Here is a 17,906-nt window from a genome sequence, read left to right on the forward strand (position 1 = left end):
AAGTGCATTTATAACTGGAAATCTTTAATATTCTCATCTTGTCTAAAATCTTATCTATTGCCATGAATCCGTAATATTGCGCAATATGCAGGATTCATGGCGCGGCCGTCTCATCTTTTTTCGGCCTTATTATTTACTTTTGAGATAACTTGTAGCATTATTATACTGTAAAGTTAATGTGGGACAGGCTTTCGTCCTCCATGCGGCTTGACCGCTCTTTTAAGTGTGGTCCCTACACCAGATTTGCCTTTTCTTACGCGAAATCTGCTTTGTCATATATAAGCCCCTGGCAGCAGAGGATTCAGGCTTATATATTAAGAGCTAATTGCGAGGTTGCTACATAATCTGGTTGCTAGGGTTATCTCAAATTAACTTTTACTTACTTTATCACTTTTGAAAGGAGGTGTAACAATCTTGAATAAGCTTTTTGTTGGTATGGATGTAAGCCTGAATGATGTCAAGGTTCATATTCTCGACCAGGAGGGTAATGATGCTTCCTCCCGTTTTTCTGTAGAAAATAACCCTCATGGTTGTGATGTTATAGTATCACGTATCTTGGAGTGTTGTAATAAATACAATATTCAAAAGGTCTTTATTGGTTTGGAATCTACCTCAGTCTATGGCTGGCATCTTCAGTATTATTTGGCTGATCATTCTGCTCTTAAGCCTTATCAACCTTCTATTACTACTTTTAATGCAAATATTATTAATGCTTTTAAAAAGTCTCTCGGCAATTTACCTAAAAATGACTGGATTGATGCCTTTGCTATTGCCGAAAAACTGAGATTCGGTAGACTCCCTAAATCTTGTTCTGTAGATTTTAGATATCTTGCTCTCCAGAGGCTTACTCGCCATCGCTTTCACATTGTTAATAGTATTGTTAGAGAAAAAAATTATTTACTCAGCAATTTGTTCCTTAAGTTTAGCGGTTTGTGCCAAAATAAAGTCTTTAGTAATAATTTTGGAGCAACTGCTACTGAAATATTTAATGAGTTTTTCACCCTTGATGATATTGCGGCTCGACCGCTTGATGAACTTGCCGGCTTTTTGGTTGATAAGAGTAAAGATCGCTTTGATGATCCAGAAGCTACAGCTAAATTGCTTCAAGAGGCTGTTCGCAAGTCTTATAGAATTAATGCTACTGTAGATGATTCTTTAAACTTTGTTATCAAGTCTTGCTTTGACAATCTACAGTCCCTTGAAAAGCAGAAGAAAGCTGTAGAAAAAGCCATTATTAATGAGGTAAAAGGATTTAACAATGAATTTCTTTGTCTTACATCAGTAAAAGGTATTGGCCCAACCATCGCAGCCGGCTTAATATCTGAGATAGGCGGAATTTCAAGGTTTGATAATGATAATGCCCTTGCAAAGTTTTCCGGCCTTTATTGGTCAGAGTACCAGTCTGCTGATTTTAAAGCGGAGGACACATATCTCAAGCGTACTGGTAATGAGTATCTCAGATATTATTTTATTCAAGCAGCTGACCAGCTCAGGAAGTATTTACCTGAGTTCTCACAATACTATGCCCGCAAATTTAAAGAAAGCAAAACTCACAAGCATAAACGTGCTCTTGTATTGACTGCACGTAAAACTGTAAGGTTAGTCTTCGCTCTGCTGCGCGAAGAAAAACTTTATAAATCCCCAATAATGAAAGGAGATGATTGTATAAGTTAACATATTACCCCATAACCATATTTTACATTAATTTCCATTAGCTTATTGCGTGATGGTTAGCTTTGCTATACCCTTTTTTAGGTTATTTTATTAAATTTTTTTTGAATTTTTTTTACCACCCTCTTGACATATTACCGAAATACTTAACCTGTTCTTTTTCTTCTTCATCTAAAAATCTTATAGCCTTATCTATAAACAAAACCCCGTTTAAATGGTCTATTTCATGGCATAAAGCTCTTGCCAGTAAATCCTCACCTTCAATTTCCCTCTCTTTACCTTCTCTATCCAAATATTTTACCTTTACTTTTTTAGGCCTTTTAACCTCTCCTACTACTCCCGGAATACTTAAACATCCTTCGGCCCCTACTTGTTCTCCTTCTTCATATACAATCTCAGGGTTTATAAGCTCTAAAAGACCTTCTCCCACATCTATGACAACTAACCTTCTCAACACTCCTATTTGATTAGCAGCCAATCCTACTCCATCGTTGAGATACATAGTTTGTGCCATATCCTCTAATATAGTCAAAATATGAGAATTTATCTCTGTAACAGGTTTTGCTTTTTTTCTTAAGACCTCATCTCCAATTTTTCTAACATACCTTATTGCCAAAATAAATACCTCCTTAAATTTACATTATACTCAAAGGGTCAATGTCTACAGCTATCCTTATATCTTTAGAATATTTCATCTTTTGAATTTCTTCTGCTATCTCCGTCAAGATGTCTCTATCTTCACTTTTTAAAATGACCTGCCATCTATATCGGTTGTTTATTTTACTTATAGGAGCTGGAGCAGGTCCTAATATTTTATTATAACTCTTATTTTGAAGTTTGTTAATAAGCTTTTGACAAGTTAAATAAGTGCTTACAGCAGTATTTTTAACCTCTTCCTCCTTTTCTCCTGATACCACTATATTCATTAGATGTGAAAAAGGAGGGTATCTAAAAATTTCTCTGTATTTTATCTCTTCGTTGTAAAACTTCACATAATTTTGCTGTTTTGCAGTAACTATACTATAGTGGTCATCTTCATAGGTCTGTATTACTACTCTTCCAGGCTTTTCACCTCTTCCTGCCCTTCCAGCTACCTGAGTGAGCAGCTGAAAAGTCCTCTCACTGGACCTAAAATCAGGAAGATTTAAAGTTATATCTGCAAGTATTACTCCCACCAACGTAACATTTGGAATGTCAAAGCCTTTAGATATCATTTGCGTACCGATTAGAATGTCTGCCTTACCATTTCTAAAGTCATAAAAAATTTTCTCATGAGACCCTTTTTTTCTTGTGGTATCTACATCCATCCTCAAAACTCTTGCATTAGGAAAAAACTTTTTTATGTCGTTTTCTACCCTTTCGGTCCCTATGCCTAAATACCTAATCCTTTTACTTCCACATTTAGGACATGTATCTTTCATAGTCTCCTCATAACCACAATAATGGCAAACCAATTTTTTATCTTCAAAATGATAAGTTAAAGAAATATCACAATTAGGACATTTAGGCACATAACCGCAATCTCTGCAGGAAACAAATGAAGAGTATCCTCTTCTGTTTAAAAAAAGAATAGTTTGCTCTTTCCTTTTAAGATTTTCTTTTATATAGGAAAATAATTTGCGACTAAATATTGAAGTATTTCCGCTTGCCAATTCCTCACTCATATTGACAACTTCTATCTGCGGCATAGAAACATTAATCCTTTTTGTAAGTCTTATAAGTTTATATTCTCCTTTATTAGCTTTATAATAGGTCTCTAAAGAAGGAGTAGCACTGGCCATAACCAGAACTGCTTTTTCTATTTCACACCGCTTTTCTGCCACTTCTTTAGCATTATATTTAGGTCTTAAGTCTGATTGTTTGTAGGTGGTCTCATGTTCCTCGTCAATTATAATGAGGCCAAGATTATTAAAAGGAGCAAAAACTGCATTTCTCACACCAACTACTACGTCCACTAAACCATTTTTTACTTTTCTCCATTCATCAAAACGTTCTCCCGGTGAAAGGCCACTGTGAATTACAGCCACTCTATTGCCAAATCGACTCACAAACCTTTCAATAGTCTGAGGCGTCAATGAGATTTCTGGTACTAAAACTATAGCGCTTTTGCCTATTTTTATAGCTTCATCTATCAATTGAAGATAAACTTCAGTTTTGCCACTTCCTGTTACACCAAAAAGCAAATATTTATCAAAAGTGCCTGTCAAGATAGACCTTTTAACCTCTTCTACAGCTCTTTGTTGTTCTTCTGTCAATAATAGAGGCTTAGTTTTTTCAATATCTTTTACACTAAATCTCAATACTTCTTCCTCGTAAATTTCTATATACCCTTTATTTTGTAAACTTTTTATAACTCCATAGTCTATATTGAGCACCTTGACAAGCTCAGAAAGCCTAATAGGACTTCTATTTTTTAAATATTGTAATATTTCGTATTGCTTTGGCGCCTTTTTGGAAAGCTGTGAAGGTATCTCATCAATATTTATTTTCACAACCTTTACTTTCTTTTCCCCTTGCTTTATCCCTACAGGCATTATAGTCTGGAGAGCTTCAGAAAAATAACATTTATAATAATCCTTCATCCACTTAGCCAGTTCAATCATTTTTTCATCAAATATGCTATAGCTGTCTAAAATCCTATGGATATCCTTTATTTTATCCACTGAATAAGACGCCTTGTCAGTAATACTTATTACATATCCCTCTATAAACCTATTATTAAAGGGGACAGATACCCTCATCCCAATTTTTACATTCATTCCTTCAGGAATACGATAAGTATATACCCTGTCAGTATTAGAAGATTTAATGTCTACAACGACCTCGGCAAACATGGCAACCTCCGCCTGTTAAATATTTACCAAATAAAAAAAGCCGAAAGGCCTTACAACAATTTAGCTATTTCATCTAATATCACATGAGAAGCTTCTATCTTTGTCATCAAAGGATACTCCTTTACGTTTAAATCTCTATCTATGATTTTTATTATATTCGTGTCTACTTCAAAACCTGCTCCCTTTTGAGTTACATCATTTGCAACTATTAAATCCATATTTTTCTCCTTTAACTTTCTTTGTGCATATTCTACTAAATTAGTAGTTTCAGCAGCAAAACCTATCGAAATCTTGTTTCCTTTTTTCTGTCCTACTTCATACATTATGTCTGGATTTTTAACTAATTCAATAGTTAATTTCTCTTCATCTTTTTTTATCTTTTCTTTTTTCATCTCTTTAGGTCTGTAGTCAGAAACAGCTGCAGCCCCTATGACAATGTCTACTTCATTAAGGTGCATCATGACAGCATTGTACATATCTACCGCTGTTTCTACAGGAATAAAAGTCACATCTTTAGGTACCTCTATATAAGTAGGCCCAGAAATTAAAATCACTTGTGCCCCTCTTTCCACTAAAGCTTTTGCAATCTCATAGCCCATTTTACCCGAAGAGCGATTTGTAATGTATCTTACAGGATCAAGAGGCTCTCGAGTAGGCCCTGCTGTTACTAACACCTTTTTCCCTTCAAAATCTCTTTTTTTCTCATTGTCCAATAACTCTAAAATAGCTTTTTCAATCTCCTCTACATCAGCCAATCTTCCTGCGCCATAAGTTCCACAAGCAAGCCTTCCGGCAGCTGGCTCCACAAATAAAAAACCATATTCTTTTAAAATTTTAATATTCTTTTGAGTCACAGGATTGGTATACATGTTTGTATTCATGGCGGGAGCAATTAGTACAGGACTCTTTGTAGCAAGAATAGTAGTAGTTAACATATCGTCTGCAATCCCATGAGCAATTTTAGCAATAATATTTGCGGTTGCAGGAACTATTGCAAATACATCAGCTTTTTTTGCTAAAGAAATATGCTCAATTTCCCAATATTTCCTATCCTCAAACATATCAACAACTACTTTATTGTTAGTTAAAGCCTCAAAAGTGAGAGGATTTATAAAATTTGTAGCTTCCTTTGTCATTATGACATCCACATTTATGTCTTTTTTTACGAGTCGAGATGTAAGGTCTGCAGCTTTATAAGCTGCTATACCTCCTGTAACCCCTAATACTACATTTTTTTTGCTTGTATTCATTTCAACACCCTCTATTTTATTCCATATTTTTGCGGTCTTTGATAAGTAATAAGTCCATTGTTTACTTCTTCTGTAGCAATTGTTACAGGTTTATCAGAATCTATGTCTACTAATTTAGTGTCACCAGCAATAAGCTGTCTTGCTCTTTTTGCAACTAAAGAACACAAAGTATATTTGCTATCTACTTTTTCCATTAAATCTACAATTGATGGATATAAAATCATACCAACCCCTCCTTGATTTCTAAGTACAAATCCTTATTTCTATCAACTCTGCATTTCTCTGCAATAATTATAGCTTTAATTTTTTCAACCGCTTCTTCTACACTATCATTTATAACTACATAATTGTACCTGGAAACATAGTTTAATTCCTCATAAGCACTTTTAAATCTTTTTATTATCTCCTCTTCTGTCTCTGTCCCCCGTTTTTTAATCCTATTTTTTAATTCTTCCATTGAAGGAGGCAATATGAAAATAAACACTCCTTCTGGAAACTTCTCTTTTATTTTTAAAGCTCCTTGAATATCTATCTCTAAAACCACATCATTTCCTTCATCTAAATTTTTTAATACGAAATCCTTCGGTGTACCGTAGTAGTGGCCATATACCTTTGCCCATTCTAAAAAAGAATCATTTTCTATCATTTTCTCAAATTCCTCTTCCGATTTAAAAAAATAGTTTTTCCCTTCTATTTCTCCGCTTCTTGGCTGACGGGTAGTAGCAGATATACTCAATTTTAAATCTTTCTCTTTTTCCATCAAAGCTTTGCATATCGTCCCTTTTCCTGCCCCTGAAGGCCCAGAAAGTACAATAAGTAACCCTTTTTTCTTTTTCGACAACACAAATTCCCCCTACTCTTCCTCTTCTTCGTCTTCTTCTAAAGTATCTTCTAATATCTCCTTGTTAGAATTGAGACGATTAGCTACGGTCTCTGGTTGAACAGCAGAAAGTATTATGTGGTCACTATCAGTAATTATAACGGCTCTTGTTCTTCTACCATATGTAGCATCGATAAGCATACCTCTATTTTTTGCCTCTTGAATTATTCTTTTTATAGGTGCAGATTCTGGACTAACTATTGCCACCAATCTATTAGCCGAAATTATATTGCCAAAACCAATATTTATTAATTTAATCGACATACTTTTTCCTCCCTACTCAATATTTTGAACTTGTTCTCTAATTTTTTCAATCTCATTTTTCAAGTCAATGACTTTATTAGAAATTCTATAGTCTATTGACTTTGAAGCAATCGTATTAGCTTCACGATTCATCTCCTGAACTATAAAATCTAATTTTTTACCTATAGAACCTTCTTCTTTTAAAGAATCTTTAAATTGAACAATGTGGCTTTTAAGCCTTGTTATTTCTTCAGCAATACATGACTTGTCAGCAATAATTGCTATTTCCATTGCCATCCTATTAGGATCTATATCTACCCCCAATTCTTTTATACGCTGTTCCAATCTTTTTCTATAATCTTCTACCATTACAAAACTCAAATCTTCAATCTCTTTTACTATATCTGAAATTTTGCCCATTCTATTAACTATATCATCGTATAATTTTATACCTTCTTTGTTTCTCATGTCAATGAGGTTATTAATAGCTTCTCCCAATGGCAGTTTTAATAACTCCCATATTTCTTCTAAATCCAAATCCTCATTCTTTACCCTGATAACTTCCGGCAGATACACTAAATCACTTACCTTTATAAATCCTTCTAATTCAAATTTAGACTTTACATCAGTAAAAACTCTAAGATATTCTGACAAAAGATTCTCATCAATTTCTATAACATTAATACTTCTTTCATACACTTCAAAACCAATATTTAATTCTATTCTCCCTCTCGCAATCTGCTTTGAAACAAATTCTCTCACTTTTTCTTCAAGTCCACTTAAAAGTTTATTCATCCTGCAATTTATGTCTAAAAATCTGTGGTTTAAAGATTTAATTTCCACAGTTATATAATAGCCTTTTTCCTTAATCTCACCTCTTCCATAACCGGTCATGCTTTTTATCATCATATCACCTTTTTCTTATTATAGTCAAATTCTCACTGTATTAAACTAAAGCTCTATTTCGCCCCTGAAGACTTCTTCCACACTTCCAGATAAATAAATACTATTGTCATCCAGCCATTCTACTAAAAGTTTACCACCTTTAAAATGGACATTGACATTTCGCTCCGTCTTACCTAAAACTGCTGAAGCTACTGCAGAGGCACAGGCACCACTTCCACAGGCAAGAGTAAGCCCCACACCTCTTTCCCAAGTCCTTACAGAAATATTTTCTTTATCTTCTACTTTTACAAAATCCACATTTGTACCTTGAGGAAAAATGGAAGATTTTTCAATTTTAGGACCTAATTCTTTAATCATATTTTCATCTAAGGATTTTACAAAAACAATAGTATGAGGCACTCCTACTCTTATAGAAGTTAATTTATAAACTTTCCCATCTATTTTTACCGGCTCATTTATAAATTTTTGCTTATCAGTTTTTACAGGTATTTTATTAGCCTCAAAAATAGGACTACCCATGTAAACTTTTACACTTTCTACTTTCCCATTTTCTACAAAAACTTCTGGCATAATCACTCCCGCTAAGGTTTCCACTGCCATTTTCTCTTTTTTTACTATCCCTCTTTCATAAACATATTTTGCAAAACACCTAGAACCATTACCGCACATTTCTGCTTCGCTACCATCTGCATTAAAAATCCTCATCCTAATATCCGCAATTCCTGAAGGCTCAACGACTAAAAGACCATCCGCCCCTATACCAAAATGCCTATCACAAAGTTTAATAGCTAATTCACTATAATCTACATTTTCTCGAGCCTCAATTACTATAAAGTCATTTCCCAATCCATGCATTTTAGTAAATTTCACCTATATCACTCCATTTTCTAATCTTCAAGGATATTATAACACAAAAAAGGCTAATTTGGTTAGATATTTTAAGAAAATGTGAGGAAAACAATCATAAAACGATCATAAGGCCAATAGCAGCCAAAACTCCCATAATTCCGCCAAAATAAAAAGGTGCAGTTACTCCCAATGTATCCCAAAGTATTCCCGCTATAAAAGAAGCCGGTAAAAGGCCAATGCCTGTAAAAGTAGCATGAAGCCCTATAACTGTACCTTTTAAATGAGGTGGAGAAATCTCCGCAACTAAAGCTTTTTCAACACCCTCAGTCAAAGCGATGTACAAACCATAAACAGAAAATAATATCCACATAGCACTTTTAAAGCCAAAAACAGCAAATCCCAAATACACTATTCCGTAAAGGAAATAGCCGATGATGAGAAGTTTCTTTCTTCCTATTTTATCCGACAATCTTCCCATAGGATACGAAAAAATCATATAAACTATGTTGTACACCAAATACAAAAGTATAACATCCGAATCGCTAAATCCCACATTTTTCGCCCTTAAAAGCAAAAATTGATTAGAGGAATTACCCAAGGCAAAAATTAAAATAACTATTAAAAACATTTGAAGGCGTCTATCAAGACTTCTCCAAGAAAATGAAAGCTTTTTTGAAAGTTGATTTGTTACTTTGCTTTCCTTAGCAAAAAACAGCACAAAAACTCCTAAAAAAGCTGGTATTAAAGAATACATAAAAACCGCCTTATAATTCCCTTTGTAAGAAGTCAAAAAATAATAGGCTAAAGCAATTCCAATCGTTGCCCCTAAGGTATCCAATGCTCTATGAAGTCCATATGCTCTTCCGATCTTATCTTTATCTACAGCTTCAGCAATTAAAGCATCTCTCGGGGCTGTTCGTATTCCTTTTCCAAATCTGTCACTAGTTCTACCTAAAAACACCCATCCCCATGAAGTAGCAAAATACAAAAACATTTTTCCTATAGTGGAAAAAGAATATCCAGCTATAGCTAAAGGTTTTCTTTTACCTACTTTATCAGATATGTACCCTGAAAAAACTTTAAGTATGCTAGCTAAACTTTCTGCAAAACCTTCAATGATACCCACTATTGCCGGGCTTGCCCCCAGTTGAGAGGTGAGAAAAAGTGGAATCAAAGGATATACCATTTCAGTAGATATATCTGTAAGAAGACTTGTCAACCCCAAAATAATTACATTTAACAATTAAAATGCCTCCCTTCACTCTTTATTATTTTCATAAACCAATGAAGCAAAATATTCAAAGTCTCGACTGGCTTTTTCTAATAAATCCTTAACCTCTTTTTTCATTTCACACTCAAACACATCTCTTTGGGCTACTTTTTCAAACCACTTATATAACTTATTCAACTCATCTTCATTTTCCTCTAATTCTGCAAAAGTAAAATTTTTTCTTGCTATCTCTTTTTCAATCTCTTTAAAAAACTCTTCACATTGTTCCTTTATTTCACTATATTCTTCCCTCCTTTGATGATTAAATTGTTCTATCACATCCTTCTCTATTTCTTCATCAAGGGCCACTACTTCAAAGGCTTTAAAATCTCCTCCAAAGCCTTTAATTTCATCCTTTAGCTTCTCTATTTCTTTTAAAAACCTTTCCATGTAAGGCACAATACATACAGACTGTTGTAAATACAAAGCGCCAATTTTTTTTATTCTTCTCCATATAGTAACCCTAGCTGTTGACGAATCACTTGGGACCTTATACACAAAAAGTAACCACTTCAACTTTCCACCTCCTCTATCTTTCTTTCTCTTGCTTTTCAATTTTCTACTTATGGCAATTAAACTTTAATTCCTATTTTTACATCTTGTTTTATTGTAACAAATGTTACAACTAAAATCAATACAATCAATTTTTCACTATTAAACCCTTCGATTTCATGGTATACTTTTTATATACAATAAAATCTGGAGGTTATACTATGGCTTTGGACGGCATAACTTTACATGCAATAATAAAAGAACTAAAAGAAGAAATTATTGGTGGAAGAATTGATAAAATATATCAACCTGAAAAAGAAGAATTAATCTTTATAATACGAAATAAAGGTAAAAACTATAAACTGCTATTGTCTGCTAATGCAAATTATCCAAGAATATATCTTGCAGAAGAAAATAAAGAAAATCCTGCTGAGCCTCCAATGTTTTGCATGCTATTGAGAAAATTTCTTCAAAGCGGCAGGATAATAGATATAAAACAAGTAGAATTTGACAGAATAGTAAAAATCGACATAGAAACAAAAGACGAATTAGAAAATCAAACAATTAAAACTCTAATTATTGAAATAATGGGAAGACACAGCAATATCATATTAATTGACAAAGCTACTCAAACGATAATAGATAGCATAAAAAGAGTATATTCCGATATGAGTAAAGTAAGAGAAGTACTACCTGGGAGGCAATATGTCTACCCACCACTGCAGGAAAAGTTAAATATAAATAATCTCTCGCTACCTTCTTTTAAAGAAGCTGTTAATAACTACAAGTCAAAAAAAATTGAAAAAACCTTAGTAGATATTTTACAAGGATTTAGCCCCACTTTGGCAAGAGAAGTTACTTTTAGATGTAATATATCTGACAGATTTGTAGAATCAATAGAAGATGAGCAAATTGAAAATCTATATCAAAACATAAAAAAAATATATGAAGATGTTTTAAGCTTAAATTTAAAACCTTGCATTGCCTTTCAGGAAAATGAAGTAATTGACTTTTCTTGTATTGATTTATCTCAATATATTACAAAAACTTTTTTCCCTACAGTGAACAAAGCTGCTTGTAAATTTTTCAGTGAAAAAGCAAATATAGTAAATTTGCAAGTAAGGTCCTCGGATTTAAGAAAAATCATCAACAACAATTTAGAAAAACTTTATAACAAATTAGATAAACTTCAACAAGAATTAAACGAAGCAAAAAATGCTGACACTTTTAGACTTTACGGCGAACTTATAACAGCAAATATGCATTTGTTAAAAAAAGGAATGGAAAGCTTCAAAACCATAAACTATTACACTGGTGAAGAAATTGAAATACCCATTGACAAAAAATATTCCCCTTCAGAAAATGCACAAAGATACTTTAAAAAATACAGCAAGTTAAAAAATGCCAATAAAATAATAGAAAAACAAATATCCGATACTCTTGAGGAAATAACTTATTTAGAAGGTCAACTAGTGAACTTGGAAAATTGTACATTACCATCAGAAATAGAGGAAATAAAAAATGAACTGTCTGAACAAGGGTATATACATAAGCAGCAAAAGAAAAAAATATCACGGCAAACTCTTTCTCAACCGTTACATGTAGTATCTTCAGACGGTTTCGACATATATATAGGGAAAAACAACACTCAAAACGATTATCTAACGTTAAAATTCGCAAATCCTAACGATATATGGCTTCACACAAAAGACATGCCAGGGTCTCACGTCATAATCAAGACAAATAACAAACCTGTGCCTGAAACAACTCTTATTGAAGCTGCAAAATTAGCCGCCAAATATAGCAAAGCGAAACATTCTTCAAATGTACCTGTTGATTATACCTTAAAAAAATACGTAAAAAAACCTTCTGGCGCAAAACCAGGTTTTGTAATATATACAAGCCAAAAGACCCTTTATGTAGACCCAGAGTAAGATGCTTTTTAGGCATCTTACTTCTTATTTTAAAGGCACACTAAATATAGGAATATATTTTCTTCTATTTTCTTGTATAACACTCTCATACAAAAAAACTGTATCTACTAAAATTGCTCCTTTTTCTTGTTTTTCAAAAAGACTATTTACTTCTTCTATGTCAATGCTTAAACGTATGTCTCTGGCAATGGTAATGTGGGAAGTAAACTTTCTTTTATCTTTTTCAAAGCCAATTTTATATAATTCCTCATCTATATTGTCATGCAGTTTATTAAGAAAGGAATTTTCTTCTGTACCTACCCACAATACTCGCATATCGCCATTTCCCTTAAAAAATCCTACTTTGTCAAATTTTATATAAAAGGGACTAATATCTTTTACTGCTACTTCAAGAGAGTCTTTTATTTTCATTACACTTTCTGTTTCTATTTCCCCTAGAAATTTTAAAGTAATATGGAAATTATCTTTATGAGTCCATCTTCCTTTTATCGTATAATTTTTTAACTCTTCCTGAAAACTTGATAATTTCCCTATTGATTTTTCATCTAAATCAATTCCAATAAACGTTCTCATAGCACTCCTCCTTTTTTCTATTTCCATGGAAATAATTGTATTAAAACTTTCATTGTCCTCCTCAAAATTATAGCAAATAGAAGCAAAAAAAATCCATCTCAAATAGACTATTGCTATATTTTTCTTGCCTCTGTTTCTGTTAGCTTTATGATTTTTTAAATAACTTACATCATGACTTTTTTAACCTATTGACAAATGTTTATGTTGATGTTATTATCTAATTAAATTGCTAAAGTGAATAATAAAATAAAAACTCTTATCGAGAGCAGGTGGAGGGACTGGCCCGATGAAACCCGGCAACCGGTGGCCGAAAGTTTTAAACATGCGGCTGCACGGTGCTAATTCCTGCAGAACGTTGAGTTCTGGCAGATAAGAGGATTTAAAAACCTCTTCGTACTGTCAGAAGAGGATTTTTTATTTTTATTTTGGGAAAGGAGGCTTTTCTTTGATCTATATTAGAAATCTTACAAAAGTTTATCATTCAGCTTCAGGAAATGTTAGGGCTTTGGAAGACGTCAACCTCAACATAGAAAAAGGCGATATTTTTGGAATTATAGGTCTGAGCGGTGCTGGAAAGAGTACTCTCCTGCGCTGCATAAATATGCTCGAAAAGCCAACTTCCGGTTCAATTGAGATAGATGGTGTTGAAATGACTCGGCTTTCTCCCTCTGAATTAAAAGAAATGCGAAAAAAAATAGGCATGATATTCCAGCATTTTAATCTGTTATCATCCAGAACTGTCAGAGGCAATGTGGCTTTTCCTTTGGAGATTGCCGGGCTGGACAAAAGGACAATCGATAAAAAAGTAGAAAATCTTTTAGAGCTCGTGGGGCTTTCCGACAAGGCCGACAACTATCCTTCTCAGCTTTCAGGCGGTCAAAAACAGCGGGTAGGTATAGCACGAGCCCTGGCTAATGATCCGAAAGTTCTTCTTTGTGACGAACCTACTTCAGCGCTGGATCCAGAAACAACTCTTTCTATTTTAAATCTTTTAAAAGATATAAATAGGGAGCTGGGAATCACCATAGTTCTCATAACACATGAAATGAATGTCATTAAACAAATTTGCAATAAAGTAGCAGTTATTGAAAAAAGTCGTGTGGTAGAACAGGGACCTCTTATTGAAGTATTTAAAAAACCTCAAACAGAAACCGCACGAAATTTTTTGAAATCTGTAACTTTATCAGAAATGCCTAAGGAATTAAAAGATAGGATTGAAAACTTGTCCCACGAACACTTGGAAGGCAAAATTATTAAAATTGCCTTTTTCGGCGAAATTACAACAGAACCTGTCATATCAAACATTATAAGAAAATTTGATGTTGACACCAATATTCTCTATGGAAACATTGACCACATCCAGGGTATGCCCTACGGTACTCTTATAGTTGAGCTAAGAGGCAAAAACGGTGAAACAGACGCTGCTTTAAAATATCTAAAAGATTTGGGACTCGACGTGGAGGTGATTGAAAATGTCTGAAACTATAAACTTGTTGCTGGTTGCCACATGGCAAACTATTTACATGGTGGCGGTGTCAACGTTCATAGCAACGATTTTCGGGGTACCCCTCGGAATCCTGCTGATGGTAACCGACAGGAATCAGATACTGCAAAACGAACTTTTAAACAAAATACTAGGCACTATTGTAAATATTTTTCGCTCTGTGCCTTTTGTAATACTTTTAATCGTGCTTATACCTTTTACACGATTGCTTGTAGGGAAAGCTATAGGGACCACCGCAGCGATTGTTCCCCTTTCGGTAGCGGCTATTCCCTTTATGGGAAGGCTTACCGAAACAGCATTAAGAGAGGTAGACCGCGGTATCATTGAAGCAGCCCAGTCTATGGGAGCTTCACCCCTTCAAATCATAACCAAGGTGCTAGTCCCCGAGGCTTTACCTTCAATAGCCGCAGGGATTACCATAACTACTATAAATTTAGTGGGATATTCTGCCATGGCAGGTGTTATAGGAGGTGGTGGGCTAGGAGATTTAGCAGTAAGATATGGATATCAGCGATTTATGCTCGACATTATGCTTTATACCGTAGCAATTTTGGTAGCTATGGTACAGCTAATTCAACTCATAGGAGATGTACTAGTAAAACAGCTGTCAAAAAATCGGTAAATTTTACTTTTTTAATAAAGGAGGAGATTGATGTGAAAAAGTTCTTAACTACACTTTTATTACTGAGCCTTCTAACAATTTTTATTGCGGGATGCGGAACAAAACAAGGACCCACTTCCGACAAACAAACCCAAAACCAGGGCGTATCAAAAACAACCATCAAAGTAGGAGCTACTCCAGTGCCCCACGCCCAAATTTTAAACGTCGTAAAACCCCTCCTCGAAAAAGAGGGAATTACTCTAGAGATTGTAGAGTTCACAGATTACGTGCAACCCAACCTAAAGCTAGCTGAAAAAGAATTAGATGCTAACTATTTCCAGCACATCCCTTATCTTGAAGATTTCTCAAAGGAGCATAATCTTGATTTAACATATATTGCTAAAGTTCATATCGAACCCATGGGTATATACTCCCAAAAAATCAAAAACCTCAGTGAGTTAAAAGAAGGCGCTACCATTGCCATACCCAACGACGCTACCAATGGCGGAAGAGCTTTGCTACTGCTGCAATCAGCTGGAGTAATAAAATTAAAACCAGATGCAGGTATTAAAGCAACAGTAAATGACATTGTCGAAAATCCTAAAAAAATTAAGATTTCCGAGCTGGAAGCCGCTACTCTGCCAAGGGTACTGTCAGATGTAGACGCAGCGGTAATAAACACCAACTACGCCTTGGAAGCTGGACTTATACCCACTAAGGATGCTCTCTTTATCGAATCAGCAAATTCCCCTTATGTCAATGTACTGGTGGTCCGCAAAGGCGATGAATCTAGGCCTGAACTTAAGAAGTTAGCCGAAGCCTTAAATTCTCCAGAAGTTAAAAAATTCATTGAGGAAACATATAAAGGTGCTGTCGTACCCGCCTTTTAAGCAGGAGGTGATTTTATTGTCAGAATCTGATAAAACTATCGGTGTCATCGCTGGTACACCAGTAGATACTCAGATGGGAGTCGATTTTATAAGAAAAAAGGGGCTTGAAGCGGTGGGAATCCCTGCTGCTTCAAGCCCCGATGAACAAAACATGCTCCAGTTCTTAAAACCTGATGCTCTCACCCAGAAGGTAATCTCTATTATAGGCGATTTCCAGAAGCAAAACATAAGAAAGGTAATGATTTACTGCAATTCTCTTTCAGCTGCAATAGACCTTGAACTTGTAAAACAAAAGTACCCTGATACCAATATTGTAACACCACTTCAAGTATACCATAGCCTGGCGTCAAGATATAAGCGGTTGGTAATCTTGGCTGCCAATGGCCAGTCCTTGAAGACTATAGAAAAAATCTTTTACGAAAATAATCCTACGATTCAAATCATCGGGGTCACTACGCTTCCAGTAATAAGGGCAATTGAAAATCTCGAAATTCCAGAAATCATCATTGATAAATTTAATCTTGCCGATTTAGTCCCTAAAAACTTCAATGCAGAGGGGCTGGTGCTAGGCTGCACCCACCTACCTTATTTGAAAGAAAAACTTGAACAAAAATTAAACGTACCTATCATTGACCCAGCAGAAAAAATGCTGGCTGAACTCTTTTTGTGAGATTAAAAACACTTGAGCATCAATTTCCGGAGATAAAAACAGAAAAGAGGTAGCCCATTTTAAAAACAGACTACCTCTTTTAAATATGTATAAAATTTTACCGGCAGCGACCTACTCTCCCGCGAAAGCAGTACCATCGGCGCTGGAGGGCTTAACTAGCACCCCAGCCGGTCTTGCGACCGTCTGGGGGCCCCTTGTGGACCGTGTTCGGAATGGGAACGGGTGTTTCCCCTCCGCTATCGCCACCGGAAATCTAGACCCTCAAAACTGCACAAAGCCTTATCGGTCAAGTCCTCGACTGATTAGTACCGGTCAGCTAAGAGTGTTTCCACTCTTACACCCCCGGCCTATCTACCTCGTAGTCTTCGAGGTGTCTTACCCCTCTCGGATGGGAAACCTAATCTTGAGGCGGGCTTCACGCTTAGATGCTTTCAGCGTTTATCCCTTCCGAACTTGGCTACCCAGCTGTGCACCTGGCGGTGCAACTGGTACACCATCGGTTCGTCCACCCCGGTCCTCTCGTACTAGGGGCAGTGCCTCTCAAGTTTCCTACGCCCGCGACGGATAGGGACCGAACTGTCTCACGACGTTCTGAACCCAGCTCGCGTACCGCTTTAATGGGCGAACAGCCCAACCCTTGGGACCTACTTCAGCCCCAGGATGCGATGAGCCGACATCGAGGTGCCAAACCTCCCCGTCGATGTGGACTCTTGGGGGAGATCAGCCTGTTATCCCCGGGGTAGCTTTTATCCGTTGAGCGACGGCGTTCCCACTCACTGCCGCCGGATCACTAAGCCCGACTTTCGTCCCTGCTCGAGATGTCTCTCTCGCAGTCAGGCTACCTTCTGCCTTTGCACTCTTTCGCGCGATTCCCGTCCGCGCTGAGGTAACCTTTGGGCGCCTCCGTTACCCTTTAGGAGGCGACCGCCCCAGTCAAACTGCCCACCTGCCATTGTCCCTACGCCGGTTTCACGGCTATAGGTTAGAATTCCGGTAATCCCAGGGTGGTATCCCAACGTCGACTCCAGTAAGGCTGGCGCCCTACCTTCTCTGTCTCCCACCTATCCTGTACAAGAATTACCAAAATCCAGTGACAGGCTACAGTAAAGCTCCACGGGGTCTTTCTGTCCAATCGCGGGTAACTCGCATCTTCACGAGTACTACAATTTCACCGGGCCCCTCATCAAGACAGCGCCCAAGTCGTTACGCCTTTCGTGCGGGTCGGAACTTACCCGACAAGGAATTTCGCTACCTTAGGACCGTTATAGTTACGGCCGCCGTTCACTGGGGCTTCGGTTCAGTGCTCTCACACTTCCCCTTAACCTTCCAGCACCGGGCA

The 17,906-nt window shown here is 36.1% G+C and carries 17 protein-coding genes, 2 rRNA genes and 1 riboswitch (1 of these 20 cut by a window edge); of the genes, 6 read left to right on the forward strand and 13 right to left on the reverse strand.

Annotated elements, in window-relative coordinates; genetic code table 11:
- Nucleotides 1-435: 435 nt before the first annotated feature.
- Nucleotides 436-1,674 (forward strand): IS110 family transposase, encoded by a 1,239-nt coding sequence (locus TETH514_RS08840; RefSeq protein ID WP_172632708.1) that lies wholly within the window; start codon nucleotides 436-438, stop codon nucleotides 1,672-1,674.
- Nucleotides 1,675-1,786: 112 nt separating this feature from the next.
- Here the strand turns inward: TETH514_RS08840 and def are convergent, their stop codons facing one another.
- The 10 genes from def to TETH514_RS08890 all read right to left on the reverse strand — a co-directional run bounded on the left by def (nucleotide 1,787) and on the right by TETH514_RS08890 (nucleotide 10,419).
- Entirely contained in the window at nucleotides 1,787-2,287 is a 501-nt protein-coding gene (def, locus tag TETH514_RS08845; protein ID WP_009052442.1) for a peptide deformylase, read from the reverse strand.
- 19 nt (nucleotides 2,288-2,306) lie between these two features.
- On the reverse strand, nucleotides 2,307-4,505 hold the full coding sequence (gene priA / locus TETH514_RS08850) for a primosomal protein N' (RefSeq protein ID WP_009052443.1): 2,199 nt from the start codon (nucleotides 4,503-4,505) through the stop codon (nucleotides 2,307-2,309).
- Nucleotides 4,506-4,555: 50 nt separating this feature from the next.
- Nucleotides 4,556-5,755: a bifunctional phosphopantothenoylcysteine decarboxylase/phosphopantothenate--cysteine ligase CoaBC gene (coaBC, locus tag TETH514_RS08855; protein ID WP_003868206.1), complete on the reverse strand. Its 1,200-nt coding sequence runs from the start codon at nucleotides 5,753-5,755 to the stop codon at nucleotides 4,556-4,558.
- Nucleotides 5,756-5,766: 11 nt separating this feature from the next.
- Nucleotides 5,767-5,979 (reverse strand): DNA-directed RNA polymerase subunit omega, encoded by a 213-nt coding sequence (gene rpoZ, locus TETH514_RS08860; protein ID WP_009052444.1) that lies wholly within the window; start codon nucleotides 5,977-5,979, stop codon nucleotides 5,767-5,769.
- Entirely contained in the window at nucleotides 5,976-6,599 is a 624-nt protein-coding gene (gene gmk / locus TETH514_RS08865; RefSeq protein WP_003868204.1) for a guanylate kinase, read from the reverse strand. The genes rpoZ and gmk overlap by 4 nt, the downstream gene beginning before the upstream one ends.
- 9 nt (nucleotides 6,600-6,608) lie before the next feature.
- On the reverse strand, nucleotides 6,609-6,899 hold the full coding sequence (gene remA, locus TETH514_RS08870; RefSeq protein ID WP_009052445.1) for an extracellular matrix/biofilm regulator RemA: 291 nt from the start codon (nucleotides 6,897-6,899) through the stop codon (nucleotides 6,609-6,611).
- Nucleotides 6,900-6,911: 12 nt separating this feature from the next.
- On the reverse strand, nucleotides 6,912-7,784 hold the full coding sequence (locus TETH514_RS08875; protein WP_003868202.1) for a YicC/YloC family endoribonuclease: 873 nt from the start codon (nucleotides 7,782-7,784) through the stop codon (nucleotides 6,912-6,914).
- Between the two features lie 45 nt (nucleotides 7,785-7,829).
- A complete protein-coding gene (dapF, locus tag TETH514_RS08880) occupies nucleotides 7,830-8,654 on the reverse strand; it encodes a diaminopimelate epimerase (protein WP_003868201.1) in 825 nt (274 codons plus the stop codon).
- A 91-nt stretch (nucleotides 8,655-8,745) separates the two neighbouring features.
- Nucleotides 8,746-9,876, reverse strand: a complete 1,131-nt coding sequence (locus TETH514_RS08885) for an MFS transporter (RefSeq protein WP_009052446.1) — start codon at nucleotides 9,874-9,876, stop codon at nucleotides 8,746-8,748.
- Nucleotides 9,877-9,891: 15 nt separating this feature from the next.
- Nucleotides 9,892-10,419, reverse strand: a complete 528-nt coding sequence (locus tag TETH514_RS08890; protein ID WP_009052447.1) for a Chromate resistance protein ChrB — start codon at nucleotides 10,417-10,419, stop codon at nucleotides 9,892-9,894.
- A 197-nt stretch (nucleotides 10,420-10,616) separates the two neighbouring features.
- On the opposite strand from TETH514_RS08890, the gene TETH514_RS08895 reads away from it, so the two are divergent.
- On the forward strand, nucleotides 10,617-12,329 hold the full coding sequence (locus tag TETH514_RS08895; RefSeq protein WP_003868197.1) for an NFACT family protein: 1,713 nt from the start codon (nucleotides 10,617-10,619) through the stop codon (nucleotides 12,327-12,329).
- 24 nt (nucleotides 12,330-12,353) lie between these two features.
- Here TETH514_RS08895 and thpR read toward each other — a convergent pair whose 3' ends face one another.
- The gene (gene thpR, locus TETH514_RS08900) at nucleotides 12,354-12,902 is read right to left on the reverse strand and encodes an RNA 2',3'-cyclic phosphodiesterase (protein WP_003868196.1); all 549 of its coding nucleotides are present in this window, start codon (nucleotides 12,900-12,902) and stop codon (nucleotides 12,354-12,356) included.
- A 253-nt stretch (nucleotides 12,903-13,155) separates the two neighbouring features.
- Nucleotides 13,156-13,278: riboswitch (SAM riboswitch) on the forward strand.
- A gap of 69 nt (nucleotides 13,279-13,347) precedes the next feature.
- Here thpR and TETH514_RS08905 point away from each other — a divergent pair.
- From TETH514_RS08905 to TETH514_RS08920, 4 genes are read left to right on the forward strand one after another with little or no spacing between them, the layout of a single operon-like run.
- Nucleotides 13,348-14,382, forward strand: coding sequence for a methionine ABC transporter ATP-binding protein (locus TETH514_RS08905; protein WP_003868195.1), 1,035 nt, complete (start codon nucleotides 13,348-13,350; stop codon nucleotides 14,380-14,382).
- Nucleotides 14,375-15,028, forward strand: coding sequence for a methionine ABC transporter permease (locus tag TETH514_RS08910; protein WP_003868194.1), 654 nt, complete (start codon nucleotides 14,375-14,377; stop codon nucleotides 15,026-15,028). Before TETH514_RS08905 ends, TETH514_RS08910 begins: the two co-directional genes overlap by 8 nt.
- Nucleotides 15,029-15,060: 32 nt before the next feature.
- Nucleotides 15,061-15,897 carry a MetQ/NlpA family ABC transporter substrate-binding protein gene (locus TETH514_RS08915; protein WP_003868193.1) on the forward strand — a complete coding sequence of 279 codons (837 nt, stop codon included), beginning with the start codon at nucleotides 15,061-15,063 and terminating at the stop codon, nucleotides 15,895-15,897.
- A 16-nt stretch (nucleotides 15,898-15,913) separates the two neighbouring features.
- Nucleotides 15,914-16,567 carry an aspartate/glutamate racemase family protein gene (locus TETH514_RS08920; RefSeq protein ID WP_003868192.1) on the forward strand — a complete coding sequence of 218 codons (654 nt, stop codon included), beginning with the start codon at nucleotides 15,914-15,916 and terminating at the stop codon, nucleotides 16,565-16,567.
- Between the two features lie 98 nt (nucleotides 16,568-16,665).
- Here TETH514_RS08920 and rrf read toward each other — a convergent pair.
- Nucleotides 16,666-16,817: ribosomal RNA gene (gene rrf, locus TETH514_RS08925) — 5S ribosomal RNA — on the reverse strand.
- Between the two features lie 32 nt (nucleotides 16,818-16,849).
- Nucleotides 16,850-17,906, reverse strand: a 23S ribosomal RNA gene (locus TETH514_RS08930) (it continues 2,241 nt past the right edge of the window).

It is taken from the genome of Thermoanaerobacter sp. X514, assembly GCF_000019065.1.
Lineage (GTDB): Bacteria > Bacillota > Thermoanaerobacteria > Thermoanaerobacterales > Thermoanaerobacteraceae > Thermoanaerobacter > Thermoanaerobacter pseudethanolicus.